Genomic DNA, 25,493 nt, shown 5'->3' with positions numbered 1-25,493 from the left:
GCTCCTCCCGCCCTCGCGTACAACAAGAGAACAGGAGTTCGTCATGAAGATCAACCAAGCGATTCGTTGTGCCTCCGGCCTCGCCCTGATGGGCGGCGCCCTGTTCGCCGGCCAGGCCTTCGGCCAGGCCCTCCCCGAGTCCTCCGAGTGCATCGCCCCGGCCAAGCCGGGCGGTGGCTACGACCTGACCTGCCGACTGGCCGCCAACGGCCTGCAGGAGACCGGCCTGATCGATGAGCCGATGATGGTCAGCTACATGCCCGGCGGCATCGGCGCGGTGGCCTACAACCATGTCAACGGCGTGCGCGACGACGATCCCGGCCTGGTCGTCGCCGCCAGCACCGGTGCGGCGGTCAACCTGGCACTGGGCAAGTTCGGCCAGTACGACGCCGACGAGGTGCGCTGGCTGGGTGCCCTGGGGGTCGACTACGGCGCCATCGTGGTCAACGCCGATGCGCCCTGGGACTCCCTCGACGAGCTGATGGCCGACCTCCAGGACAAGCCCGGCGAGATCGCCTTCGGCGCGGGCGGCACCGTCGGCAGCCAGGACTGGATGAAGGCGGCGCTGACCGCCAAGTCTGCCGACGTGTCGCCGCAGGAGCTGCGCTACGTGGCCTTCGAGGGCGGCGGCGAGGCGCTGGCGGCGCTGCTCGGCGACCACATCCAGGTGTTCACCGGCGACCTGTCCGAGCTCAAGTCGCAGCTCGAGAGCGGCAAGATCCGCGTGTTGGCGGCACTCTCCGAGGAGCGCATGGGTGGGCCCTACGCCGAGATCCCCACCGCCGCCGAGCAGGGCTATGACGTCCAGTGGCCGATCTGGCGCGGTTACTACATGGGCCCCGAGGTCAGCGACGAAGCCTACCAGGCCTGGGTCGAGCGCATGCAGGCACTGGCGGAAGATCCAAAGTTCGCCGAGCTGCGCGAGGCCCGCGGCCTGTTCCCGATGTCGCGTTTCGGTGATGACTTCGACGACTACGTCAAGGACCAAGTCGCCAACTTCCAGTCTCTGGCCGAAGAAGTAGGGTTGAAATGAGCACTTCTACCAAGCCGGTCGCCGACCGGCTGTTGGGGATCTGCCTGATCGGCCTGGCGGCGTTCGTTGCCGTCCAGGCCATCAATCTGGAAGTCCCCTTCAGCTACGAACCCGTGGGCCCCAAGGCCTTCCCGCTGGGGCTGTCGGTACTGCTCGCCGGGCTGTCGCTTACGCTGGTGTTCAAGCCCGGCACCGACGGCCACTGGCCCCACCGCGCGCTGGCCCTGAAGCTGCTGCTGGTGCTGGGGCTCCTGCTGGTCTACGCCATGCTGTTCACCCGCCTGGGCTTCATGCCCACGTCGCTGCTGGTCGTGGCGGCCTTGGCACGGCTGTTCGGTGCCGCCTGGAGCAAGGCGCTGATCACCGGAGCCCTGATGGCCGTGGGTAGCTACTTCCTGTTCACCGCCGGGCTGGGCATTGTCCTGCCCACCGGGTACTGGCTCGACGCCATCATCTAGAGGAATACCGAGATGTTCGATTTCCTGATCGAGGGCTTCGGCGTCGCGCTGAGCCCGTTGAATCTGGGACTGGCCTTCCTCGGCGCCCTGCTCGGCACCCTGTTCGGGGCGCTGCCGGGCATCGGTCCGATCAACGGCATCGCCATCCTGATGCCACTGGCCTACACCCTGGGCCTGCCCGCCGAGTCGGCGTTGATCCTGCTGGCCGGCATCTACACCGGCGCCGAATACGGCGGGCGCATGTCGAGCATCCTGCTCAACGTGCCCGGCGACGCCGGTGCGGTGATGACCACCCTGGACGGCCATCCGCTGGCCAAGAAGGGGCTGGCCGGACCGGCGCTGGGCCTGTCGGCGGTAAGCTCCTTCGTGGGTGCCACCATCGCCATCATCGGCCTGACCCTGTTCGCCCCGCTGCTCGCCGAAGTGGCGGTGATGTTCGGTCCCGCCGAGTTCTTCGCGCTGATGGTATTCGCCTTCGCCTCGATGTCGGTGATGATGGGCAAGGACCCGGTGAAGACCGCCATCGGCGCGGTGCTCGGGGTGCTGATCGCCACCGTGGGCGTCGACTCCGGCACCGGCGTCATGCGCTACACCTTCGGTATGGCCGAGCTCTACGACGGTGTCGACTTCGTGGTGATGATCATCGGGCTGTTCGCCATCAGCGAGATCCTGCTGATGCTCGAGCACGCCAACCGCCGCGACGCAGACACCGAGATACCGCCACTGGGTCGGGTCTTCGTCAGCCTCAAGGAGGTGCTCTACTGCAAGGGCGCCATCGGCCGCTCGGGGCTGCTCGGCTTCATCATCGGCGTGCTGCCCGGCACCGGCGCCTCCGTGGCCGGCGCGGTCTCCTATACCACCGAGAAGCGCCTCTCCGACAAGGAAGGTACCTTCGGCAACGGCGACATGCGCGGCCTGGCGGCCCCGGAGGCGGCCAACAACGCCTCGGCGGCGGGCTCCTTCGTGCCCATGCTGACGCTCGGGATTCCCGGCTCCGGCACCACCGCGGTGCTGCTGGGGGCACTGATGCTCTATAACATCACCCCGGGCCCGATGATGTTCACCGAACGCCCCGAGGTGGCCGGCGGCCTGATCGCCTCGCTCTACATCGGCAACATCGTGTTGCTGGCGCTCAACCTGCCGCTGGCCGGGGTCTTCGCCCGGGTGCTGACCATCCCGCGCTGGGTGCTGGTGCCAGCCATTGCCATCCTCGCCTTCGTCGGCGTCTACCAGCTGCACTCCGACCTCACCGCCATCTACCTAATGCTGATCATCGGTGTGTTCGGCTACCTGCTGCGCAAGCTGGGCTTCTCGCTGGCCCCGGTGATCCTCGGCTACGTGCTCGGCGGGCTGATGGAGCAGAACCTGCGACGCGCCCTGTCGATCAGCGACGGCGACGTCGGTATCCTCTGGCAGTCCGGCATCTCGCTGGGGCTGTGGCTCGCCGCTGCGGCCCTGCTGATCCTGCCCTGGCTGCTGCCGAAACTACTGGCTGGCAATGCCCCCCGCGAGGACGTGGAGGACGGCTGAGCTCATCCCCCTTCCCTTCCAGACACCGGGCCCGTCATGACGGGCCCGGGGCGTTCGATCAAAGGTCACAGGATAGTGCACGACACCCTCACCGCACGAGTGGCCGCCCTGGGCCGCTTCCTGCCGACGCTGGCCCTGGGGCTGGCCGGCGGCGGCCTCGCCTACTGGCTCGACGTACCCCTGCCCTGGCTGCTCGGCGCCATGTTCGCCACCACCCTGGCGAGCCTCGCCGGCGCCCGGCTGCGCTCGCCGGGGCGCGGTCGCAAGGGCGTGCTGGTGGTGATCGGCGTGATGCTGGGGGCGGCCTTCACCCCGGAGATGTCCGGCGATCTGCCGCTGTGGGGCGCCAGCCTGAGCGTGATGCTGCTGGCCACGGCGCTGATGATGACCTTCTCGGTGTGGTTCTCGCGCCGCGTGGCCGGCCACTCGCTGGATACCGCCCTCTATGCCGGGGTGCCCGGGGGCGTCTCGGCGGTCACCGGCATGGCGCTGGACTCGGGCGCCGACCTGCGGGTGGTGGGCATGACCCATGCGGTGCGCATCCTGGTGCTGCTGGTCGCCATTCCCCCGGTGCTGCAGTGGGTCGGCCATGTCAGCCTGCAGCCCACCGGCATGGACCTGGCCCAGTGGCTGTGGCTGCCCGGCCCGGCGGACACCGCCTGGCTGGCCGGGGCCGGCGTGCTGGGCGCCTGGCTGGGCCACCGCCTGCGCCTGCCCAATGCCTTGCTGTTCGGCCCGGCGCTGGTCTCGGCGGCCCTGCACCTGACGGGGCTGACCCATGCCGCCATCCCGCCGACGCTGATCGCCCTGGCCCAGGTGATCATCGGCGTCTCGGTGGGGGTGCGCTTCACCGGCACCTCGCTGGCCAAGGTCGGCCATACCCTGGTGATGGCCATGCTGCAGGCGGTGTGCCTGCTCGGGATCGCCATCCTCGCCGCCTGGGGCATCCACGCCGCGACGGGGGTGTCGCTGCCGGCGGCGCTACTCGCCTACATGCCGGGCGGAGCGCCCGAACTGAGTCTGGTGGCATTGACGCTGGGTATCGACCCGGCCTTCGTGACCACCCACCACCTGCTGCGTATCACGGTGCTGATCCTGGCCATGCCGCTGCTGCTCAGGGTGTGCAAGCGTCTGGGGATTTGAGCATCATTGGCCCGTCCTCCCCGGATACGCCCGACCCCGGCCGCATGGTAGCCTGTGGCGTCACCGCCAGGAGCCACGCCATGACCGACCCCACGCCCCCTACGCTAACCGTCAGCGAGCTCAACCGCAGCGCCCGCCAGGTGCTGGAGGGCCGCTTCGGCGAGGTGTGGGTGGAGGGCGAGCTGTCGGGCGTGACGCGGCCGAGCTCCGGCCACGTCTACTTCACCCTCAAGGACGACCGGGCCCAGCTGCGCTGTGCGCTGTTCCGCAACCGGGCGCGCTTCGTTTCCGCGCCCATGCGCGACGGCGACCGGGTGAAGGTGCGCGGGCGGCTGTCGATCTTCGAGCCCCGCGGCGACTACCAGCTGATCGCCGAGGCGGTACAGGCCGCCGGGGTCGGCGAGCTGCTGGCCGCCTTCGAGCGCCTCAAGACCCGGCTCGCCGAGGAGGGCGTCTTCGCCAACGCCCGCGCCCTGCCCTACCCGCCCCGCCACCTGCTGGTGCTCACTTCGCCCAGCGGCGCGGCGATCCGCGACGTCCTGGCGGTGCTCGGCGCACGCTGGCCGCTGGCCAGCGTGACCCTGATCCCGGTGCCGGTGCAGGGGCGCGAGGCGGCGCCGGCGATCATCTCGGCACTGGGCCTGCTCAATCGCCAGTCGGCCCTGTCGCCGGACCGCGACGCCGTGCTGATCACCCGCGGCGGCGGCAGCCTGGAGGACCTCTGGGCCTTCAACGACGAGCACCTGGCGCGGGCCATCTTCCACTCGCGGCTGCCGGTGATGTCGGCGGTGGGCCATGAGGTGGACGTCACCCTGGCCGACTTCGCCGCCGACGTGCGTGCGCCTACGCCCTCCGCGGCCGCCGAGCAGCTGGTGCCGGATCGCCGCGAGCTGGCCCAGCGCCTGGCGCTGCTGGAAACACGCCTGGGGCGTGGCATCCAGGGCCGCCTGGAGCGCGAGGGCCAGCGCCTGGACCATCTGCGCGCCCGGCTGCGCCACCCCGGCGAGGCGCTGGCCCGCCAGCGCCGCACCCTCGACCAGCTCGCTGGCCGGCTGCGGCGCGCCATGCAGGCCCGCCTGGACGCCGAGCGACGCCGCGAGCGCCAGCTCGCCGGGCGCCTGGCCGCCCATCCCCCGGCCCGCCAGCTGGTCCAGGCCGAGCAGCGGCTGCAGGGCGCGCGCCAACGCCTGGCGGCGGCCATGCCGCGGGAGCTGGGCCGCCATCGCGAGCGGCTCTCGGGGCTGGTGCGCGAACTGCAGGCGGTGAGCCCGCTGGCGGTGCTGGGACGCGGCTACGCGATCCTCACCGACGAGCGGGACCGGGTGGTCCGCCGCGCCGCCGACACCCGTCCCGGCCAGCGGCTCGAGGCGCGGCTCGGCGAGGGCCGGCTGGCGCTGGAGGTCACCGGCGTGAGCCCCGGCGCGGACGACCGGGAGGCACCGTGAGAACGCTGCATGCGTTGCCGCGAACCGCAGTGAATGTGCTAGTGTCTGACCTGCGGAGACTTCTCCCGACGCCCCCAGCAAGCCTCCCGACAACAGCGGCCTGGCCTCCCCCGACGGGAGGCCGGGGTTGATTCATCCCAGGCAAGAAAGAGGGAACTGCACCATGTCACTACGCATCAATGACGTCGTCCCGGACTTCGAGGCCGAGACCAACCAGGGCCCGGTCCGCTTCCACGACTGGATCGGCGACAACTGGGCCATCCTGTTCTCGCACCCCAAGGACTTCACCCCGGTGTGCACCACCGAGTTCGGTGCCGTCGCCCAGCTCAGCGAGGAATGGAAGAAGCGCGGCACCAAGGTGATCGGCATCTCGGTCGACGGCGTGGATGACCACAAGGGCTGGATCGGCGATATCGAGAGCTACTCCAACAGCCAGGTCGACTTCCCGATCATCGCCGACGATGGCCTGAAGGTCGCCAAGCTGTTCGACATGCTGCCGGCCGATGCCTACCTGCCGGATGGCCGCACCCCGGCGGACAGCGCCACCGTGCGCTCGGTGTTCATCATCGGCCCGGACAAGCAGCTCAAGCTGACCATGACCTACCCGATGACCGTGGGCCGCAACTTCGGCGAGGTGCTGCGCGCCCTGGATGCGCTGCAGGCCACCACCAGCAAGGGCATCGCCACCCCGGTCGACTGGACCGTGGGCGAGGACGTGATCATCCCAACGGCAGTCTCCGACGAGGACGCCAAGGCCAAGTTCGGCGAGTTCGAGACGATCTTCCCCTACCTGCGCAAGACCAAGATGCCCCAGTAAGGCACCTTGAGGTCGCTCTTCAACCCCCGCCCTCGGCGGGGGTTGTTTTTTTGGTTCATCGCCGATCAGCGTGAAGCGTCTTGGTAGGAGGGCAATTCATTGCGCGACTGGCGCCGTCAGGCGCCTGGCGGTGTTACCTAGCGTATGGGATGGCCGCCGGGAGGCCTACGGCCTCCAATCGCGCAGGGAACCTGCCCTCCTACAGTACGGCTTCACTCGACCTTTCCGGGCCATTGCACGGCTCAGTGCCCGGGCTTGAAGGTGCCGGGCTCGAGGTCGTGGCGCGCCAGCAGCTTGTAGAAGTCGGTGCGGTTGCGGCCGGCGATGCGCGCGGCCTGGGTGACGTTGCCCTCGGTGAGCTTGAGCACCTTGATCAGGTAGCGGCGCTCGAAGGCGGCGCGGGCGTCGCTGAAGGTGGGCAGGGCGCTGTCCTCGGCGGCCAGCGCCTGGGATACCAGCGCCTCGGGGATGATCGCCGTGCTGGTCAGCGCCACGCACTGCTCCACCACGTTGACCAGCTGGCGCACGTTGCCCGGCCAGGCGCTGGCCGCCAGCAGCTTGAGGGCCTCCGGCGAGAAGCCCTTGACGAAGGGCTTGTGGCGCTCGGCGGCCTGGCCCACCAGGTGCTTGGCCAGCAGCGGCACGTCCTCGGCGCGCTCCTTGAGGGCCGGCAGCTTGAGGTTGACCACGTTGAGGCGGTAGTAGAGGTCCTCGCGGAACTCGCCCTCGTGCATGGCACGGTCCAGGTCGCGGTGGGTGGCGGAGATGATGCGCACGTCCACCGACACCGAGCCGGTGGAGCCCAGCGGACGGATCTGGCGCTCCTGCAGGGCGCGCAGCAGCTTGATCTGCAGGGTCAGCGGCATGTCGCCGATCTCGTCGAGGAACAGGGTGCCGCCGTCGGCGGCCTGGAAGAGGCCGCGATGCTCGCTCACCGCCCCGGTGAAGGCGCCCTTGGCGTGGCCGAACAGCTCGCTCTCCAGCAACTGCTCGGGCAGCGCCCCGCAGTTGATCGCCACGAAGGGCTTGTCGGCACGGCGGCTGGCCTTGTGGATGGCGTTGGCCATCAGCTCCTTGCCGGAGCCGGATGGCCCGGTGACCAGCACACTGACATCCGAGCCAGCGACCATGCGCGCCTGCTCGAGGAGGCGCTCCATCTCGGGACTGCGGGTGATGATCTCGGCGCGCCACGCCTCGTCGCCATCGGGTACGGCACCGGGCGTCTGGGCCAGGGCCTCCTCGATGGCGGCGAACAGCTCGTCGCGGTCCACCGGTTTGGTCAGGAAGCTGAACACCCCCTGGCGGGTGGCGCTCACCGCGTCGGGGATGGAGCCATGGGCGGTGAGCAGGATCACCGGCAGGCCGGGCACCTGGCGCTGGACCTCCTGGAACAGCGCCAGGCCGTCCATCTCGTCCATGCGCAGGTCGGTGAGCACCAGATCGGGACGATCGACCTCCAGCGCCTTGAGTGCATCGCGGCCGCTCTCGGCGGTGGTCACCCGGTAGCCGCGGCTCTCCAGGCGCATGCCCAACAGCTTGAGCAGGCTGACGTCATCGTCCACCAACAGGATATGCGGTGCGTTGCGGCGTCCGGCGGTCCCGGCCGCCGCCATCCGAGTCGCCTCGGCTCTTGCATGCAGGGGGGGCAGGGTCTTCACGTCGTCGTCTCCATCACTCGGTCTGCTGTCGCAGGTTGATGCTGCGCTCGATGGCGGTCAGTGCCTCGAGCTTCTTCTCGAGGGTGGCGTTCTCCTCCTCGAGGGCGGCCCGCTGGGTCTCGTGCTCGGCCAGCTCGTCGCGGGCGCTCGTCAGGTCGTCGCCCATGGCCCGCCGCCCCTCCAGCTCGTTGAGCCAGTAGCGCAACAATGGCTGCAGGGTCACCGGCGCGGCACTGAGGTCCGCCTCGTAGAGCTCCGCGGCGCGGTCCCACTCGCGTTCGGTGCCCCAGCCCAGGACCACGGCCCGGGCCAGGCGGCGCTCCGCCCCGGGGCCCTCCAGGCGGGTGAGCATGGTGTCGCGCCACTGGCGATCGCCACGCTGGGAGGCCAGGCCGTAGGCCAGCCAGTCCTGCAGCAGGCAGGCCTCGTTGTCGAAGTCGGGCACCACGGCGTGGCAGCCGCTGGCCGCGGCCGCCGCCTTGGAGGTGGTGCTGCTCGAGGGCGGCCCGGAGGCACCCTGGGGCAGCATCTCGCAGCCGGCCAGCCAGGCGGCCGCCAGGCAGGCCAGCAGGGGGCGAAACGTCATGGCATCAGTTCCTTGCATGGGGGCTCGCCTCCAGGGCGGGCGTCGTGTCGTCACGGGGGGCGGCCAGTGCCTGGGCCGGCCGCGGCAGGCTCAGGCGAAAGCACACCGCCAGGCGCCGGTCCTCCACCAGCGCCAGTTCCCCTTCCTGCAGGTGGGCGCAGTCCGCCGCCACCGACAGCCCGATCCCGGAGCCCTTCAATGGGCCCTTGCGCCGGGCGTGCCCCTGGTAGAAGGCCTCGAACAGCCGCGAGCGATCGGTCTCGGCGATCGGCTCGCCGCTGTTCGCCACCTCCAGCTCCAGGTGCTGCTGGTGCTGGCGGGCGCGGATCTCCAGCTCGCCGCCGTCCGCGCCGTAGGCGATGGCGTTGGAGACCAGGTTGTCGAGGATCCGCACGGTGGCGGTGCGATCCAGCTCCCACTCCACGGGGCCGTCGAAGCAGGTGACCCGCATGCCCTTGTTGGAGAGCGCCAGGCGATGCTTGGCCAGCACCTCCCGGGCCAGGGTGGTCACGTCCAGCCGTTCGATCGACACCTGACGGTTGTGCTGCAGCAGGTTGTAGTCGAGCAGCTGCTCGATCAGCCGCTGCAGCTCGCGGCCACTGGTATCGATCAGCTCGAGGATCTCCAGCTGGCGCGGCGTGAGCTCCCCGGCCACGCCATCGGCGAGCAGGGCCGAACCCTCGCGCACGCTGGCCAGCGGGGTCTTGAGCTCGTGCGACATGTGGCGCAGGAACTGCTGCTTCTGGGCCTCGAGCTCGTCGAGCCGCGAGGAGAGCCAGTCGAGGCGCTGGTCGAGCTGGACCAGTTCGGCGGGCCCTTGCACCGGCCGCGGCGCCTCGGCGCGCGTGCCGCTGCCGATGCCCAGGATGCGCCGCTCCAGCTGGCGCACCGGGCGGATGATCAACCAGGAGAACAGCAGCATCAGCACCAGGCTCGCCGAGACCAGGGCGGCGGTCTGCAGCCAGAGCCGCGTCTGCACGGCCCGCGCCCGCTCGCGGATCGACTCGATACGGGCGTCGATGTGCTCGTTGGTGGAGCGGCGCATCGCCTCGGTGCGCTGGGCGAAGGAGGGGAAGTCGGCGAGCCGCGCCTGGAACTCCTCCATGGGCAGCTCGGGTAACTCGGCCAGCTCGTCGAGCTGGCGTTCCAGGGCGGCGACATCGGGGTCGTCGGGCAGCAGCAGGCGCTGCAGCGCCAGCAGCTGGCGATACTCCTCGAGCCGCTCGGAATAGATTTCCAGCAGGCTCTCCTGCTCGACCACGGCGTACTGGCGGGCGCTGCGTTCCATCTCCAGGGCCAGGGCCCCCAGGGTACGGGCACGGCGGGTCTCCTCCACCGCCTGGCGGGCACTGACGTCGGCCAGGCGAGTCAGCTCGGTCAGCGCCTGGCCGGCCTGGAACATCAATACGCCCAGCGGCAGCATCACCACCAGGAAGGCGAGCAGGACGAGCTGCAACAAGGAACGGGGGCGCCAGCGACGCGACACTCTAGTGGTCATGTCCAGCATTCTTTGCAGGAGTGTGATGGGCGGGGCGGTGGCCGGTGTTGCCATCATGTTCGACCTTCAGGATACCAGAGTTTCAGCAAGCGCCGTTCCCCCACCACCATCACTGGCCCCCGTGGGCAGTCGGTGAAAAAAAAGGCCGGCAGAGCCGGCCCAAGTACGCAGGGAACTGAAGGGTTCGGAAGCTCGATCGATCGACGGCCTGGTCCGTCCATCATCCGATCTTCCCAATGGGCCGGGGAGGCCCTCGAAGCCATGAGGCCACCATTTGCCACCAGGGGCTGGTCATCCTCATGCGGGTGGCGGACCACCCGGCTTCGCTTCTGGCAGCACCGCCTCGGCCAGGCCGGCGGCGATGCTGCGCGATTCGATCCCCCGGAGGGGAGAGGCATCCTTGCCAGGGCGTCCTTGCCCTTCAGGGTACGCGTCCGTGACCGTGTCGGTACCCGTCTCATCGCAACCTAAGTCACACATCGCTAGGAGCAGACGCTGATCGCCGCGGGGACCGGGGGCACAGGGCAGTGTCGTCCCGGCCTTCCTTGGCGATCGAAAACGGTTCGAGCCGTAATGAACCGCTTCCGTTGCTCACCCTGACTATTGCGAGCGGCATGCCATAAGGCTCGACACCCCTTTAATTTCAACAGCTTAAAATAGAAAAACGCCGGCCAATCGGCCGGCGGGCGGGTGCAGGAGGGTCATGGGCGGCAAATTTTGTTGCCTTAAGACGACAACATCACGCCATAATGATATTAGCCCTTTATTTTCAACAACTTGAAGCGTTGCCTATCGGAGACACCCGCGGCGGCGATGACGTCATGCGGCGACAGCCTGCCGTTCACTTGAGCGTCTTGACCAGCACCTTGGACTTGCGGGCGTGGTTGTAGGTGTCGCGCTTGAGCGGCGGCAGCGCCTCGAGGTCGGCCAGACGGAAGCCGTGCTCGAAGAACCAGTGGGTGGAATGGGTGGTCAGCGCGAACAGCGCCGTGAGCCCACGGCGCCGGGCGTGGCGCTCGATCTCGGCGAGCAGCAGCTCGCCGCGGCTGCCGCCACGGTAGTCGCCATGCACCGCCACGCAGGCCAGCTCGCCCATCTCGGCATCGTCGAAGGCGTGCAGGGCGGCGCAGCCGATGATCATGCCGTCGCGCTCGATCACCAGGTAGTCGTCGATCTCGTGTTCCAGGCGCTCGCGGGAGCGCGGCACCAGCATGCCGTGTCGCTCCAGGGGCTCGAGGAGCTCCAGCAGGCCGCCGATGTCGGCCAGCTCCGCCAGGCGCAGCTGCTCGTAGCGGTGCTGGGTGATCATGGTGCCCACGCCGTCGCGGGTGAAGAGCTCGCCGAGCAGGGCGTCGTGGTCGTGCCAGGAGAGCAGGTGGGTGCGTGCCACCCCATGGCGGGCCGCCTGGCAGGCGGCCTCCAGGTGGCGGGCCAGCTCGCTGCCGGCCGGTGCCCGGCTCAGCAGCGGCTCGGCCTCGGCGGGAGTCAGCTGGCGCTGCAGTTGGCCGCTGCGGTCGAACAGGCCGCTGGCCTCGCCCAGCAGGATCAGCTTGTCGGCGGACAGCGCCATGGCCGCGTGCTGGGCCACGTCGGAGGCGTTGAGGTCGAACACCTCGCCGGTGCTGGAGAAGCCCAGCGGCGGCAGCACCACCAAAGCCCCCTTCTCCAGCAACCCCTCGATGGCCGAGGCGCGCACCCGTCGCACCTCGCCGCTGCGGTCGAAGTCCACCCCGTCGCGCACCCCGAGGGGCTTGGCCATCACCAGGTTGCCGGACACCGCGGTGAGCTCGACGCCGTGCATCGGGGTGTTGGGCAGCCCCAGCGAGAAGCGGGCCTCCAGCCACAGCCGCTGCTCGGCGGCCACCCGCTCGATGCAGGTCATCACCGGCGCATCGGCGACCCAGCGCCCCTGGTGCAGGCGCGGCGTGATGGCCGCCGCGTCCAGGGCCTGCTGCACCTGGGGACGGATGCCGAACACCACCACCAGGCGCACCCCCAGGGTGTGCAGCAACGCCAGGTCCTGGATCAACTGCTCGCCTCGCCCCCGCGCCATGGCCTCGCCCTCGATGAGGATGACGAAGGTTCGCCCGCGGTGGGCATTGATGTAGGGCGAGGAATTGCGGAACCAGTCGACGAAGGGGAAGCGTGTATCCAAGGCCGCACTCCGGCAGCAGGTGAACGAAAGACGATGACGGAAGCCTCGACTATAGCAGAGCGACGAAAACGGCGGCACCACTGCCGTGGTACCGCCGAATACAGAAATATCCACTGAAGGAATTCGGATTTACGTCGCCCCTTCCTTCAGCCGAACATGCCCTTGAACATGAAGAAGAACAGGATCGCCAGGCCGGCACCGGCCGGCAGGGTGATCAGCCAGGACATGGCGATGGTGCCGATGACGCGCAGGTTCAGCGCCGACATGCCGCGGGCCAGGCCCACGCCCAGCACCGCGCCCACCAGGGTGTGGGTGGTGGAGATCGGCAGGCCGGTGCCCGAGGCCAGCACCACGGTGACGGCGGCGGCCAGGGTGGCGGCGAAGCCGCGGCTGGGGGTCAGCTCGGTGATGCCGGTCCCCACGGTGGCGATCACCTTGTGGCCATAGGTGACCAGGCCGACGACGATGCCGCCGCCGCCCAGCACCAGCACCCACCAGGGCACCAGGGCGTCGGCCCCGATCTCGCCGCCGGCCTGGACCACGCTGATCACCGCCGCCAACGGTCCCACGGCGTTGGCCACGTCGTTGGAGCCGTGGGCGAAGGCCATGGCGCAGGCGGTGAAGATCATCAGCACGCCGAACACCCGTTCCACCCCGGAGAAGCCGAAATGGTCGGCCTGGCGGCTGGCGGCCTTGACGCGACGCTCCATGACCACGCCGATGCCCGCGATCACCAGGCCGGCGAGGATGGAGAGCAGCAGACTGGCGCCGAAGCCGAAGTCGAGGCCGACGTGCTTGAGCCCCTTGATGAGGGTCACCATGGCCACGGCGAAGCCCACCAGGAAGATGTACACGGGCACGTAGCGCTTGGCCGCGGCGAAGGGATCCTGGGCCTCGAAGATCAGGTGCTGTACCGACCTGAACAGGGTGAAGGCAATGGTGCCGGAGAGCAGCGGCGAGACCACCCAGCTGGCGGCGATCTTGCCCACGCCGCCCCAGTCTACCGCGGCGGCGCCCAGGCCGGCCGCGCCGAAGCCGACGATGGCGCCGACGATGGAGTGGGTGGTGGAGACCGGCCAGCCCCTGGCGGAGGCGATCAGCAGCCAGGTGGCGGCGGCCAGCAGCGCCGCCAGCATGCCGTAGACCAGCAGCTGGGGGTCCTCCTGGAGCAGCTCGGGGTCGATGATCCCCTTGCGGATGGTGTTGGTCACCTCGCCGCCGGCCAGCCAGGCGCCGAGGAACTCGAAGATCACGGCGATGATGATCGCCTGCTTGATGGTGATGGCCCGGGAGCCCACCGAGGTACCCATGGCGTTGGCCACGTCATTGGCGCCCACGCCCCAGGCCATGAAGAAGCCGAAGAGGCAGGCGAGGATGATGAAGACGTCGCCGTGCTGCGCGATGATCGACATGAGGTTGCTTCCCTCGTTGCGGTCGTGAGATGGCGTACGGACAGCGGCCCCGGGGTCGCCGGGGCCGCAGGGATTCAGTTGGCCGTCATGATCTGCAGGCGGCTGCCCACGCGCTCGGCGCGGTCGGAGAGCTCGCCCACCCAGTCGATGATCTTGTAGAGGAACATCACGTCCACCGGCGGCAGGCGATCCTCCAGCGCGAACAGTTGGCGGCGGATGGCGATCTGCTGGTCGTCGGTCTGCTGCTCGAGGGTGTGCAGCTCACGGATCAGCTTCTGCATGACGTCGCTGACGTTGCGCCCGAAGCCAGACTCGAGCAGGTCCTTGAGCTCCTCGAGGGCATTGCGGGCCTGGGCCACGCAGGCCACCGAGGTGCGCATGTAGTCGCGCATCGGCTGGGCCAGCTCCTCGGGCACCTGCATCCGGCGGCCGAGCATGATGCCGGTGATGTCGCGGGTCTTGTTGGCGATCTTGTCCTGCACGCTGATCAGGTCCAGCAGGTCGGAGCGGGACACCGGCAGGAAGAGGGTATTGGGCAGGTTGAGGCGCAGCTCGGTCTTGAGCTCGTCGGCCTCGTGCTCGAGACGAGTGATCGTCTCGCGATGCACCGCGGCGGCCTCCCAGTCGCCTTCGAGCGTGGCCTCGAAGAAGGGCAGCAGCTCGTTGGCGCATTCACTGGCCTTGACGATATGGGCCAGCAGTGGCTGGAATGGCGAGCGGCCGAACATCGCGGAGAAGGGATTGGATGTCACCATGGGGCATCTTGGAACCTTGAAAATGGCGGCGACAGTATAGTGACCCTGGACGCCATCGTCATGAAAAATTCACCGTAACGCCACATCAGCGCAAGGGGAACACCCATGAGTCACGAGATCGAGCTCAAGCTCGCCCTGGGCGCCACGGGCCCCGAGGCGCTGCGCCGCCACCCCCTGCTGGCCGGGGTCTCGCCGCGGGTCGCGAGCCTGGGCAACACCTACTACGACACGCCGCGGGGCGAACTGGAGACGGCGCGCATGGCCCTGCGCCTGCGCCGCCTGGACGGACGACTCCTGCAGACGGTGAAGACCCGCGGCGCCGGCGGTGGCGGCCTGTCGCGGCGCGGCGAGTGGGAGTGGGAGGTGCCCGGGCCGGGCCTGGACCTGGCCGGCCTGGCGGGGCTGCCGCCGGCCGAGCTGGGCCCCGGTGTGCTCGAGCGCCTGGAGGCGCGCTTCACCACCGACTTCCGCCGCGAGACCTGGGCGCTCCGGCACGACGGGGCGCGCATCGAGCTGGCCCTGGACGAGGGGGAGATCCTCGCCGGCGGGCGGCGGGTGCCCATCCGCGAACTGGAACTCGAGCTCGAGGCGGGCGAGCCGGCGGCGCTGTGGTCGCTGGCCGAGGCCCTGGCCGAGTCGGTCGCCCTGCGCCCCTCGGACAGCAGCAAGGCGGCCCGCGGCGGCGCCCTGCTCGACGGCGCCTGGCGGCTGCCCGAGGGTGGCAACGCCGGTGCCTGGCTGCATCGTGCGGTGGTGGCCCTGGACGCCCTGGCCGACACCGGCGACGACGCCTGGCGCGAGGCGGCCCGCGAGGCCTTCCATCGCCTGGCCGGGCTGGGCGATGATGCCCCGAGCGATACCGCGGCGCGCCTCGCCGAGACGCTGGCGGAACCGGAGTGGTTGACGCCGTCCTTCGGCCGGCTGGCACTGGCCCTGGCGCGCCGCCTGCCCGGCGAGGCCGCACTGGCCTGAGGCGCCATCCACAAGGACGATGCCCGTGAACCACCTTCCCAAACCCGGCGGCGGGACCCTGCGCACCCGGGTCTTCCAGATCATCTTCGAGTCCGACACCCTGCCGGCCAAGGGCTTCGACATCGCCCTGATCCTGGCCATCCTGGGCAGCGTGCTGGTGGTGATGCTGGACAGCGTGCCGGCCTACCACGCCGCCCACGCCCCCCTCTTCCACTGGGTCGAGTGGGGCTTCACCATCGCCTTCACCGTGGAACTGGCGGTGCGCCTCTACTGCCTGGAACGCCCCCTGCAGTACCTGAGGAGCTTCTACGGCGTCATCGACCTGGTGGCCATCCTGCCCACCTGGCTGACGCTGCTCCTGCCCGGGGCCCAGACCCTGGTGATGGTGCGCGTGCTGCGCGTGCTGCGCATCTTCCGGGTGTTGCGGCTGATGGAGTTCGTCGGCGAGGGGCGGCTGCTGGTGGACGCCCTCAAGCGCAGCGGCCACCAGATCTTCCTGTTCCTGTTCACCGTCTTCATGCTGGTGACCATCTTCGCCGCGGTGGTCTACCTGATCGAGCCGGCCGAGGCCGGCTTCACCAGCATCCCCACGGCGATCTACTGGGCCATCGTCACCCTCACCACCGTGGGCTACGGCGACATCGTGCCGGTCACCCCGCTGGGCCAGGCGATCTCGGTGATGGTGATGCTGACCGGCTACTCGATCATCGCGGTACCCACCGGGATCTTCTCCGCCGAGGTGATCCGCTCGATCCGCGCCGACCGCTACTCCGACGAGGCCTGCCCGGGCTGCGGCCACGACCACCATGAGCGGCGCGCCAGGTACTGCCTCAAGTGCGGCACCTGGCTGGACGAGGATACGCCCGACCCCCGGCTGGCCAAGGAGCGGGAAGACGAGGAGGAGGAACCGGACGGGGACGCGCCGCCGCCGGCGTGAGCCGGCGACGCGGTCGGCTCACTCGCGGAAGGTCGAGACGTCGCCGCGGCCCTCGCGCACGATGGTCGGCGGCATCTCGCGCAGGTCCACCACGCTGGTCGGCTCCAGGTGACAGGCGCCGCCGTCGATCACCAGGTCGAGATGGGCGCCGCAGCGCTCGCGGATCTCATCGGCATCGGTCATCGGCAGCTCCTCGCCCACCGGGATCAGGGTCACGCTCATCAGCGGCTCGCCCAGGGCGCTCAGCAGCGCCCGGGTGATGGCATGATCCGGCACCCGCACGCCGATGGAGCGGCGCTTGGGGTGCAGCAGCAGGCGCGGCACCTCGGTGGTGGCGTTGAGGATGAAGGTGTAGGCCCCCGGGGTGTGGGCCTTGAGCAGCCGGAAGACGTCGTTGTCCACCTTGGCGTAGGTGCCGATCTCGGAGAGGTCGGAGCACACCAGGGTGAAGTTGTGCTTGTCGTCCAGCGAACGCAGCCACTTGATCTTCTCGATCGCCTTCTTGTCGCCCAGATGACAGCCCAGGGCATAGCCGGAATCGGTGGGATAGGCCACCACCCCGCCGTCGCGGATGATCCGGATCGCCTGGTCGATCAGCCGTTTCTGGGGATTCTCGGGATGGATCTGGAAGAACTGGCTCATGTTGGCGCTCCTGGGTTCCATGTCGATGATAGGACTCGCCCCTGACTATAGCGCGTCGGCGCCGGCCTTCGCCGCCGGGCCACCGACGCAGGCCGCCAGGCGCGGATGGGTCCAGACCGGCAGCGTGGCGGTGCGCGGCACCGGGCTCATGCTGCCCGGCGCCAGGTGGCCGCCGGGGAAGTGGAAGTCGCTGCCCTGCGAAGCGTAGAGCCCACGCTCCTGCAGCTGGCGGGCCAGGTCGCGGGTGGCGTCGGGATTCTGGAAGCCGCTGACCAGTTCGGCGGCCTGGCCGCCGGCCGCGGCGAAGTCGTCGAGCAGCAGGCCGCGCTTGCGTCGCGTCAGGCCGTGGCGCAGGGGGTGCGCCAGCACCGCCACCCCGCCGGCGTCGAGGATCCAGCCCAGCGCCTCGGCGAGCCCCGGCCACAGCGCCTTGACGTCTCCCGGCTTGCCGTCGCCCAGGTGCTTCTTGAAGGCGGTGGCCACGTCGGGCACCAGGCCCGCCGCCACCAGGGCACGGGCGAAGTCCGGCCGCCCCAGCGGGCGCTCGCTGCCGGCCTGCTCGCGGGCCCGGGCCAGGGCGTCGTCGAGGCCGAGCTTCTCCAGGCGCTCGGCGATCCTGCCGGCACGCCGCTCGCGGGCCTCGGCCTGGCTCGCCAGCCCCGCGACCAGCCGGCCCCGGGCGCCCTCGGGCAGCAGTCCCACCACATGGATGTTGATGCCGCGCCACTGGGTGGAGAGCTCGGTGCCCGGCAGCAGTACCAACCCGGCCTCGGCGGCCGCCGCCGCGGCCTCCGCCACGCCGGCCAGGGTGTCGTGGTCGGTGAGCGCCAGGTGGGTCAGGCCCCGCTCACGGCACAACGCCACCAGGTCCGTGGGCGACAGGGCGCCGTCGGAGGCGGTGGAGTGCATGTGCAGGTCGATGGGCAATGGTTCGGGGTCGCCCTCGAAGCGGGCGGGAAGTGCGGTCATTGGCATGACGCCGACTGGCGACTTTGTCAGAATGACGCTCCATGGTGCGCGCCGGGCCGACCCCGGTCAATCACCCGCGCGTTTTCGCGGCACGAGCCGCCCCACTCGAGGATCCCATCGCCATGCTCTATGCCATCATCAGCGAGGATGTGAACAGCAGCCTGGAACGCCGCCTGGCCGCCCGGCCCGACCACCTGGCACGCCTGGAGGCGCTGCGCGACGAGGGCCGCCTGGTGCTGGCCGGACCGCATCCGGCCATCGACAGCGAGGACCCGGGCGAGGCCGGCTTCAGTGGCAGCCTGGTGGTCGCCGAGTTCGACAGCCTCAAGGAGGCCCAGGCCTGGGCCGACGCCGACCCCTACGTGATCGCCGGGGTCTACGCCAAGGTGACGGTGAAGCCCTTCAAGAAGGTGTTGCCGTAACTTATCAACAACGGGGTTTTGCACAGCTACTGTGGATAACACTGTTGAAACGCCGCGGACGCCTTGCGACAGCCCTGTCACCCTGGCGCTGCGGCGGCGACGATCAAATTCTGACCAGCACCTGCCCACCGGAGCCCCGCCTTGACCGCCGCCCCCGATGGCCTGCCCCCGCTGGCGGGCCTGGAGATCGCTCGCCTCGACTGGCGCCAGGACGAGACGGGCGAGTCCGCGCCGCACTCGACCGCCTTCGACGACGTCTACTTCTCGCGCCATGACGGCCGGGCCGAGACCGAGCATGTCTTCATCGCCGCCAACCGCCTGCCGGAACGCTTCCGGGAGTGGCGGGAGTCACGCCCCTTCGTGGTCGGCGAGACCGGCTTCGGCACCGGGCTGAACATGCTCTGCACCTGGGCCTGCTTCGAGGCGCACGCCCCCGCGACGGCCCGCCTGCACCTGGTCTCCACCGAGAAGTATCCCCTGGGTCGCGACGACCTGGCGCGGGCCCTGGCCGCCTGGCCCGACCTGGCCGAGCGGGCCGCGCGGCTGGTGGCCCAGTGGCCGGCGCCGGTGACCGGGGTGCACCGCCTGCGGCTCGACGACCGGGTGACCCTGGACCTGCACCTCGGCGACACCACCGAGCGCCTGGCGCTGCTCGACGGTCGGGTCGATGCCTGGTTCCTGGACGGCTTCGCCCCGGCCAAGAATCCCGGGATGTGGCGCCCCGAGCTGTTCGCCGCCATGGCGGCGCGCTCGCGGCCCGGTGCCACCTTCGCCACCTTCACCTGCGCCGGGGTGGTCAAGCGCGGCCTGGCGGCGGCCGGCTTCGCCTGGCGCAAGGTGCCGGGCTTCGGGCGCAAACGCGAGATGCTGGCCGGCGAGATCGCCACGCCGCCCGCCGACGAGCGCCGTCAGCGCACGCCCTGGTTCACCCCGCCCGCGCCGCGGCCGGTGCGACGCGTGGCCGTGGTGGGTGCCGGCATCGCCGGGGCGAGCCTGGCCGCGGCCCTGGCCGGGCGTGGGGTGGCAGTGACCCTGCTCGACCGCGAGGGGCCCGGCGCCGGCGGCTCGGGCAACGCCCAGGGGGCGCTCTACGTCAAGCTCGCCGCGGACACCAATCCCCAGAGCCGGGTCTATCTCGCCGGGTTGCTGCACAGCTGTCGCTGGCTCGAGGCCCTGGACCCCGCCCGGGAACTCTGGGCCCCGAGTGGCGTGCTGCAGCTGGCCGGCGGCGAGCGCGAGGCGAGCCGCCAGGCACGCTTCCTCGAGCGCCATCCGCTGCCGGCCGGCGCCGTCGAGGGCGTCGATGCCGTGGAGGCGAGTCGTCGCGCCGGCGTGGCGGTGGCGACGACGGGGCTCGACTATCCGCTGGCCGGCTGGGTGCGTCCCGACGCCCTCTGCGCGCGGCTCGCCGACTCCCCGGGGGTCGACTTCCGCCGCGCCGGGGTCGAGGGCCTGGAGCCGGCCGGCGACGGCTGGCGGCTGCGCCTCGCCGACGGAGAGACCCTGGCGGCGGACCAGGTGGTGATCGCCACCGCCACGCTGGCCAACCGCTTCGCCCAGACCGCGCGGCTGCCGCTGCAGCCGGTGCGCGGCCAGGTCTCGCGGCTCACCCTGCCCGAGGGGGCGCCGCCCCTGCGGCGGGTGGTGTGCGCCGGGGGCTATGTGTCGCCGCCGCTGGACGGCGTGCTCACCTTCGGCGCCACCTTCGTCCCGGGCGATACCGACACCGGGGTGCGCGAGGCGGACCATGCCGCCAACCTGGCGGAGCTCGAGCGCACCCTGCCCGCCTATGTGGCGGCACTGCGCGCGGCGGGTACCGACCTCGACCCGGCGGGCCTGGCGGGCCGGGCCGCCCTGCGCGCGGCCAGCCCCGACAAGTCGCCCTATGCCGGCCCGGTGCCCGACGCCGCGGCCTGGGCCGACGACTATGCCGTGCTGGCCAAGGACGCCACCCGCGTGCCCGACACGCCCGGCCGCCACCATCCGGGGCTGTGGATCAGCGCCGCCCACGGCTCCCGGGGCCTGGCCAGCGCTCCGCTGTGCGCCGAGCTGCTCGCCTCACGGATCTGCGACGAGCCGCTGCCCCTGGAGCAGCCGCTGGCGGACCACCTGCACCCGGGACGGCGGCTGATCAGGGACTTGGTAAGGGGGAAACAGGCCTGGCCAAGGGGTCGGACAGGAGTCGAGAAGGCATAGCAAGAATCGGCTGGATGATTTTCGTCAGTTTGCCCAGATCTTCATGGAAAGCTTGTGTCCCGGCTTTGATGCCTCGCCGAGCGCCCCGGATCGCTGCGGCGCTTACTGCGAAAGCTTCCCGATGCCTTGGCGATCGTACCGCCCGCTTCGTCAAGCAGTTCCGCTTCGGCGAAGAAGATGGCCTTGCCGCCGCCGATCCGCCGGCCCCGGGCCACCACGCGCCCACCATCGACCCGGGCCAGGTAATGGATGGTCAGCGAGATGGTGGCGGTGCGTGCCGGGGGCTCATCGGCCGCGTGAAAGAAGACGCTATAGCCGCAGGCGACATCCAGTAGCGTGGCGATGACGCCGCCCTGTAGCGAGCCCTGCGAGTTCAGGTGGTACGGGGCGATATCCAGTTGCCACTCGCACTGCCCGTGGTCCCAATGCACCAGGCGAGCACCAAGGAGTCCGAGAAACGGATTATCCGGCATGCTCATCGCGCCCTTTTCCCAGTCGCTGGCGGGATCTCACGGCGTGGAACCGATGCAGGGCCAGCCCCGCCACGATGCACAGTACCCCGGCCATGTCCACCCATATGCCCGGGGTGACCATGACGATGGCACCTCCCCCCACCAGTAGCCGGGACACGGGCCCCATGCCGCCCCATAGATGTCCGATGGCCGCCACCGACAGGAAGCCGATGCCCACCAGCGCACTCAGCAACGCGACCAGGATGGCCAGGGGATTGCCCGCCAGGGTGAGCTCCGGGTTCAGGATGAACAGAAACGGCAGGATGAACAGGCTACAGGCCAGGGTCAGCGCGTAGCGGGCCGTGCCGAAGAAGGTCCCACCGCTGATGGCGATGGCGGCAAAGATCCCCGCCGCGACCGGCGGCGTGATGGCCGACACGCTGGCGAAGAAGTACAGGAAGAGATGCGACGGCAGGCGCTCGAAGCCCAGGTTCAGCAGTGGTGGCGCCAGCACCGCAGCAGCCACGGCATAGGCCGCCGGGGTCGGCATCCCCATCCCCAGGATGATGGCCAGCGCCATGGTGAGCACCAGCGAGACGAACAGGTAATCCCCGCCGATGGACAGGATCACCTGCGACAGGGTCACGCCCAGCCCGGTCAGGTTGATGGTGGAGACCATGATCTGGGCGGCGGCGATGATCATGGCGATGTATACCACGCTCACCGCGGCAGCGTACAACCCCCGATAGGTCGACCCGGCCACGTCGACGAGCCGCTGGCCCGCGCTGCTGACGACTGTCCGCTGCACCCGATCTGTCTCGTCGACCATGAGGCCCGCCACCCTGTGGGCTTGTTCGCTGGCCGCGGTCTCGGGTGGCCGGCGGCGAAACAGGGCGCCCGCGACCATCATTGCGCTGATGGAGACCAGCGACCAGAACACCGCCGTCTGTATCGTGTAACGCTGCAGTATGAAGTACAGCAGGATACCGATCGGCACCAGCAGACTAGCCATGGCCAGGGGCTCGAATGCCTCCCGCCGCGACGGGATCAACTCCGGCGGCAATGCCTCCAGCCGATAACGCCGCGCCATCAGATAGACGCCCAGCAACAGCGCGGTGAAGAACAACACCGAGGGCACGAGGGCGGCCGTGACCACATCCAGGTAGGCAATGCCCAGCAGCTCCGCCATCAGGAAGGCGCCCGGCCCCATGATCGGCGGCATGATCTGCCCGCCCGTCGAGGCGACCGCCTCGATGGAGCCCGCCAGGTTGCGATCGAATCCCAGGCGGCGCATCAACGGGATGGTCAACACCCCGGTGCTGGTCACGTTGGCCACCGTGCTGCCATTCACCATGCCCATAAAGGCGCTGCCGATCACGGCGACGATGCCCGCGCCACCGCGAATGCGTCCGCCGAGCCGCATGGCGATGCGGATGAAGGTATCCCCGGCCCCACTGGCGTTGAGCAATGCCCCCAGGATCAGGAACAGGGTTACCACGGTCGCCGAAATGCCCATCAGCGTGCCGAGGATGCCGTTGTTGCCCATGTAGAAGACGTAGATCATCCGCTCCAGCGACAGGCCGCGGTGGGCCAGCGGGCCCGGCATGTAAGGACCGAAATAGGCATAGACGCAGAAGAACAGGATCAGGCCGACGAACAGCCAGCCCAGGGTGCGCCGGACGGCTTCCAACAACAGCAGGAACAGCGCGACGCCAAACGCCTTCTCCACCGCCTCATTGACGTACCAGTTGCTCATCACGATGGCGTCGTAGTTGACGAAGATATACCCCAGCAGCACCAGACAGGCGAACGCGCACGGCAGATCGACCAGCGCCAGCTGCAAGCGGGGAAAGCGGGCGCGCCCCTGGTACAGCAGAAACACGAAGAACAGGGCGCCACCCAGGTGGACGGCACGTTGCTGGTAGTTGGGTAGCATCCCCACGCCGGCGGTGACGATATGGAAGAGGATCCACGCCAGGGCGAGGCCGCCGATCAGCCACCCGGCAGCACCGCTGAAGCGGCGCAGGGAGGTGACGCGTTCATCAGAACTCATACGCTAGACCCTCAAGGTCCCCGGACCTTGGCAGCGGGCGGAGGCGATGCCGCGACCCCGCCCGCTGACGACTTGAAATGTCATGGTTGGCACGTGCTGGCGGCCCTGCCGGATGCCATCACTCGTTGTATTCCGGCGGCACCAGGCGCTCGGGAACCTCGTGTCCCTGTTCCTTCAGGTAACGCACCACCCCGGCATGCAGGGGAGCCACGCTGGCGTTGAGCGTCAGCTGCAGCGGATCGACCTGGGAGGCAGGCGCATAGCCGTCGGCCGCGGCCTGGATCCCCTCCTCGGAAAACGCGCGCTCCACGATACCGTAGGCGGCTTCCTCAGCGAGCTCGCTGGTGGTGTTGATGCCGATCCCGGTCTGGATAGTGATCAAGGGGCTTTCCTGTTCACCATAGAAGTCAGCGGGATCGACCTCGCCGACGCTGAAGTACGGCCGGGCATCGGCCACCTGTTGCGCCTGGTCCGGGGTCATCGACAATAGCCGCACCGGCCGCGACGAATGGGCTTGCTGGATGTAGCCATCGGGATGCAGGCCGGCTTTCACGAAGGCATCGAGACGCCGGTTCTGGTAGGCATCCAGCGCGTCGCTGCCACCGGCGCGATAGTAGTTGGGCGCGATGCCGAGGATCTCCAGCGCGGTCTCCGTCTGGCCCTCCGTGGCGGTGCCGCGCCCGCCGGGATTGAAATCGCGTCCGGCCAGGTCCTCGAGGCCGGCGATGTCGGAGTCATCCGACACAACCCAGTTCAAGGGCAGTGGCGCGAAGAAGTACAGCGTGCGCAGGTTCTCCGCCGGCGAACCGTAGTCCCCCTCGCCCTGGACGGCTTGATGGTCGGAGGAGGTCACCGCGATCCCCATATCCACCTCTCCGCGCAGCAAAGCCTGTGTCGAGGCGGCGGCCCCGCCCAGTTCCTGGACGCTCATCCCAACGCCTTCGACGGTGTCGTTCCAGTCGGACACCACGGCGACCTGATAGGAATAGAAGGCCGATCCGCTGTGGGTCGCGCCCATGGCGAGCCTGGCCTGGGCCTCGGCGGTGAGCGGCAACAGGCTCGCCGCGACGATCCCCGCCGCGCCCAGGGTGAAAGCATTCAGATAGTGACTGGCTGTGCCGTAGGTTGTAGCTGGCATTGTTGTTGTCCTCCTGGCATGTGCGAGTCCTTACGATGGCATGCCCACCAGCGGTGGGATCTTCCCTGGGAGTCGTGGTCCCCGGATAGCGACGAGTGACGGCCGCTTCCGGACTAATAGTCCCACGCTAGCACTTTTTCCCACCTGTGTAATGTTTTTCAGAAAGCCGAAATCACTTATACTTTAGCCGAACTGGGCGACACGGCTGCCTCCGTCCCCGCGCTTGCCCCATGACGACGGGCTGGCAATCGGCCGAGCCTCATGTAAGCTCCCGGGCCGTGCCCTGTATTGCAAAGAGAGAACTGGCAATGAAACGAACCCCCCGGTCAGCCGGAGACCCCGCGGAACGCGGCAAGCCCGAGAGCGTCAAGACGGCGGCACGTACCCTCAGTCTCTTCGAGGCCTTTGCCGACGATCAGACGCCGCTGCCGCTCAGCGACCTGGCCAAGCGCATCGACACCCCGGTCAGCAGTTGCCATGCGTTGATCAAGACCCTGCAGGCGCTGGGTTACGTTTACGTCCTCGAGCAGAAGAAGCGGGTCTATCCCACCAAGCGCCTGCTGCAGGTCGCCCAGGCTATCGCCACCCACGACCCGCTGCTGGAAAGCGTATCCCCCGTGCTGCACGAACTGCGCGACGAACTCGGCGAAACGGTGATCCTGGGCAAGCGCCAGGGCGACGCCGTGGTCTACCTGGAGGTCATCGAAGGCACCCACACCGTGCGTTACGCTGCACGCCCGGGCGACGCCAAGCCGCTTCACTCCAGCGCCATCGGTAAGGCCATGCTGGGGCAGGAAACCGACCAGACCCTGCAGGCGCTGCTCGAGCAGCTGCCCCTCACCCCGGCCACGGGCCGAACGCTCACCGACCGCCATCAGTTGATGGACGACATCGTGGAGAGCAGCCGTCGCGGCTACTTCATTACGCGTGGCGAGAACGTCGATGACGTCATGGCCATCGCCATCGCCCGCCAGGTCTACGGCGAGACCCTGGGCGTGGCGATCGCCGGCCCCATGGAGCGCATGTCACGCCAGCTTGAGCACTACCTCGCCACCCTGATCCGTCACGGCGACCGCCTTACCAGACTCTAAGCCCCTCGCCGCCCCACACGACCATAGCGACCCACCCGCCCGGACGGGTTGCCCGCCCGCCTTCTCACCTCCCCCCTCGAACGCCTCCCGCTGGCCGCATGCCGGTCGTCGACTCGTGCGCACTTGACACT

At 69.4% G+C, this 25,493-nt stretch carries 22 protein-coding genes; 11 read left to right on the top strand and 11 right to left on the bottom strand.

Translation table 11 applies throughout. From position 1 onward, the window contains the following. The first annotated feature begins 43 nt into the window (after positions 1–43). The 6 genes from QWY80_RS08100 (at position 44) to QWY80_RS08075 (ending at position 6,426) form a co-directional block, all read left to right on the top strand. A complete protein-coding gene (locus QWY80_RS08100; RefSeq protein WP_290230252.1) occupies positions 44–1,033 on the top strand; it encodes a Bug family tripartite tricarboxylate transporter substrate binding protein in 990 nt (329 codons plus the stop codon). Continuing rightward, positions 1,030–1,491 (top strand): tripartite tricarboxylate transporter TctB family protein, encoded by a 462-nt coding sequence (locus tag QWY80_RS08095; RefSeq protein WP_290230251.1) that lies wholly within the window; start codon positions 1,030–1,032, stop codon positions 1,489–1,491. The genes QWY80_RS08100 and QWY80_RS08095 overlap by 4 nt, the downstream gene beginning before the upstream one ends. Positions 1,492–1,503: 12 nt before the next feature. After that, a complete protein-coding gene (locus QWY80_RS08090; RefSeq protein ID WP_290230250.1) occupies positions 1,504–3,021 on the top strand; it encodes a tripartite tricarboxylate transporter permease in 1,518 nt (505 codons plus the stop codon). Positions 3,022–3,096: 75 nt separating this feature from the next. Further along, positions 3,097–4,164 (top strand): AbrB family transcriptional regulator, encoded by a 1,068-nt coding sequence (locus QWY80_RS08085; RefSeq protein ID WP_290230249.1) that lies wholly within the window; start codon positions 3,097–3,099, stop codon positions 4,162–4,164. Between the two features lie 80 nt (positions 4,165–4,244). Then, complete coding sequence (gene xseA / locus QWY80_RS08080) at positions 4,245–5,609, top strand: exodeoxyribonuclease VII large subunit (protein ID WP_290230248.1); 1,365 nt, start codon at positions 4,245–4,247, stop codon at positions 5,607–5,609. A gap of 163 nt (positions 5,610–5,772) precedes the next feature. Beyond that, on the top strand, positions 5,773–6,426 hold the full coding sequence (locus QWY80_RS08075) for a peroxiredoxin (protein WP_290230247.1): 654 nt from the start codon (positions 5,773–5,775) through the stop codon (positions 6,424–6,426). A gap of 242 nt (positions 6,427–6,668) precedes the next feature. Here the strand turns inward: QWY80_RS08075 and glrR are convergent, their stop codons facing one another. The 6 genes from glrR to QWY80_RS08045 form a co-directional block, all read right to left on the bottom strand. Further along, positions 6,669–8,039 (bottom strand): two-component system response regulator GlrR, encoded by a 1,371-nt coding sequence (glrR, locus tag QWY80_RS08070; RefSeq protein WP_290230283.1) that lies wholly within the window; start codon positions 8,037–8,039, stop codon positions 6,669–6,671. A gap of 58 nt (positions 8,040–8,097) precedes the next feature. Beyond that, positions 8,098–8,670 (bottom strand): hypothetical protein, encoded by a 573-nt coding sequence (locus tag QWY80_RS08065; protein ID WP_290230246.1) that lies wholly within the window; start codon positions 8,668–8,670, stop codon positions 8,098–8,100. A 4-nt stretch (positions 8,671–8,674) separates the two neighbouring features. Next, positions 8,675–10,168, bottom strand: coding sequence for a sensor histidine kinase (locus tag QWY80_RS08060; RefSeq protein WP_290230245.1), 1,494 nt, complete (start codon positions 10,166–10,168; stop codon positions 8,675–8,677). Between the two features lie 841 nt (positions 10,169–11,009). After that, complete coding sequence (gene argA / locus QWY80_RS08055; protein ID WP_290230244.1) at positions 11,010–12,323, bottom strand: amino-acid N-acetyltransferase; 1,314 nt, start codon at positions 12,321–12,323, stop codon at positions 11,010–11,012. A 146-nt stretch (positions 12,324–12,469) separates the two neighbouring features. Continuing rightward, positions 12,470–13,735: an inorganic phosphate transporter gene (locus QWY80_RS08050; protein ID WP_290230243.1), complete on the bottom strand. Its 1,266-nt coding sequence runs from the start codon at positions 13,733–13,735 to the stop codon at positions 12,470–12,472. 74 nt (positions 13,736–13,809) lie between these two features. Continuing rightward, positions 13,810–14,490, bottom strand: a complete 681-nt coding sequence (locus QWY80_RS08045; RefSeq protein WP_290230242.1) for a TIGR00153 family protein — start codon at positions 14,488–14,490, stop codon at positions 13,810–13,812. Between the two features lie 105 nt (positions 14,491–14,595). Here QWY80_RS08045 and QWY80_RS08040 point away from each other — a divergent pair, with 105 nt between their 5' ends. Beyond that, the gene (locus tag QWY80_RS08040) at positions 14,596–15,462 is read left to right on the top strand and encodes a CYTH domain-containing protein (protein ID WP_290230241.1); all 867 of its coding nucleotides are present in this window, start codon (positions 14,596–14,598) and stop codon (positions 15,460–15,462) included. A 25-nt stretch (positions 15,463–15,487) separates the two neighbouring features. After that, the gene (locus tag QWY80_RS08035; RefSeq protein WP_290230240.1) at positions 15,488–16,399 is read left to right on the top strand and encodes an ion transporter; all 912 of its coding nucleotides are present in this window, start codon (positions 15,488–15,490) and stop codon (positions 16,397–16,399) included. Between the two features lie 18 nt (positions 16,400–16,417). On the opposite strand, the gene QWY80_RS08030 is transcribed toward QWY80_RS08035, so the two are convergent. Together QWY80_RS08030 and QWY80_RS08025 are read right to left on the bottom strand one after the other, a co-directional pair. Next, on the bottom strand, positions 16,418–17,041 hold the full coding sequence (locus QWY80_RS08030; RefSeq protein WP_290230239.1) for an L-threonylcarbamoyladenylate synthase: 624 nt from the start codon (positions 17,039–17,041) through the stop codon (positions 16,418–16,420). A 45-nt stretch (positions 17,042–17,086) separates the two neighbouring features. Beyond that, positions 17,087–18,016: a PHP domain-containing protein gene (locus tag QWY80_RS08025; protein WP_290230238.1), complete on the bottom strand. Its 930-nt coding sequence runs from the start codon at positions 18,014–18,016 to the stop codon at positions 17,087–17,089. Between the two features lie 116 nt (positions 18,017–18,132). Here QWY80_RS08025 and QWY80_RS08020 point away from each other — a divergent pair, with 116 nt between their 5' ends. Further along, positions 18,133–18,432 (top strand): YciI family protein, encoded by a 300-nt coding sequence (locus tag QWY80_RS08020; RefSeq protein ID WP_290230237.1) that lies wholly within the window; start codon positions 18,133–18,135, stop codon positions 18,430–18,432. Between the two features lie 141 nt (positions 18,433–18,573). Further along, positions 18,574–20,628, top strand: coding sequence for a bifunctional tRNA (5-methylaminomethyl-2-thiouridine)(34)-methyltransferase MnmC2/FAD-dependent 5-carboxymethylaminomethyl-2-thiouridine(34) oxidoreductase MnmC1 (gene mnmC / locus QWY80_RS08015; protein WP_290230236.1), 2,055 nt, complete (start codon positions 18,574–18,576; stop codon positions 20,626–20,628). Positions 20,629–20,669: 41 nt separating this feature from the next. Here the strand turns inward: mnmC and QWY80_RS08010 are convergent, their stop codons facing one another. From QWY80_RS08010 to QWY80_RS08000, 3 genes are all read right to left on the bottom strand, one after another. Then, a complete protein-coding gene (locus QWY80_RS08010) occupies positions 20,670–21,107 on the bottom strand; it encodes a PaaI family thioesterase (protein ID WP_290230235.1) in 438 nt (145 codons plus the stop codon). After that, positions 21,091–23,133: a TRAP transporter permease gene (locus QWY80_RS08005; protein WP_290230234.1), complete on the bottom strand. Its 2,043-nt coding sequence runs from the start codon at positions 23,131–23,133 to the stop codon at positions 21,091–21,093. Before QWY80_RS08005 ends, QWY80_RS08010 begins: the two co-directional genes overlap by 17 nt. 118 nt (positions 23,134–23,251) lie before the next feature. Continuing rightward, a complete protein-coding gene (locus QWY80_RS08000) occupies positions 23,252–24,271 on the bottom strand; it encodes a TAXI family TRAP transporter solute-binding subunit (RefSeq protein WP_290230232.1) in 1,020 nt (339 codons plus the stop codon). A 308-nt stretch (positions 24,272–24,579) separates the two neighbouring features. Between QWY80_RS08000 and QWY80_RS07995 the strand changes: the two genes are divergently transcribed. After that, positions 24,580–25,362, top strand: coding sequence for an IclR family transcriptional regulator (locus tag QWY80_RS07995; protein WP_290230231.1), 783 nt, complete (start codon positions 24,580–24,582; stop codon positions 25,360–25,362). The last annotated feature ends 131 nt before the right edge of the window (positions 25,363–25,493 follow it).

This window comes from Halomonas ramblicola (assembly GCF_030409215.1).
In the GTDB taxonomy this organism is placed as follows: domain Bacteria; phylum Pseudomonadota; class Gammaproteobacteria; order Pseudomonadales; family Halomonadaceae; genus Halomonas; species Halomonas ramblicola.
The sequence above is the reverse complement of the archived record's forward strand: the minus strand, read 5'-3'. Positions and strand labels throughout refer to the sequence as shown.